This window comes from Vibrio sp. YT-19(2023) (assembly GCF_033337395.1).
The window spans coordinates 1-651 of record NZ_JAWOQN010000616.1 but is presented as its reverse complement, the minus strand read 5'-3'; the positions used below and the strand labels follow the sequence as shown (position 1 = coordinate 651).

At 51.3% G+C, this 651-nt stretch carries 1 protein-coding gene; it reads left to right on the top strand.

From position 1 onward, the window contains the following. The coding region (locus R7E78_RS27470; protein WP_318058797.1) for an Ig-like domain-containing protein at window positions 1-651 on the top strand (651 nt) is incomplete at both ends.

Genomic DNA, 651 nt, shown 5'->3' with positions numbered 1-651 from the left:
CCGTCACCAACTCAGGCTCATGGGAGGCGTGGAAGGCATTAGGTCAATGTGATGGAGGAAACAGTAATCTGTCGCCAACAGTGTCCTTCTCTTCTCCAACGAACAACGCGCAAATTCCTGAAGGCAGCGCCATTACTCTGTTAGCCAATGCGTCCGACGAGGACGGACAGGTCACACAAGTGGAGTTTTTAGCGGGTGACCAAACCGTTGCTATCGTCACCCAAGCGCCATTTGAGGCATCTTGGACTGCAGCCCAAGGCGTTTCTCAACTCACCGCGATTGCGACAGACAATGAAGGCGCTGTAACCTCCACAACGGTTGCTATCGTCGTTCAGCCTCAAGTAGAGCTGCCGCCACCTAGCATTACTCTCACTAGCCCAACAGGTACGGAAACACTGAGTGTGGGGGATAACCTAACCGTCACTGCTCAAGCGGATGACTTTGATGGCGTAGTTACTCAAGTTGAGTTCTTCGTTAACAACCAATCTGTCGCCATTGATACCAGTGCACCTTACGAATACCAATGGACAGCGAGTGTTGGCACGCACTCATTTAAAGCTCAAGCGACAGATGACTCTAATCTCTCTACCATGAGTCAAGAAGTGGCGCTTGTCGTCACGAATTCAGAAACAGGCAATGGTGGGTGTGCTG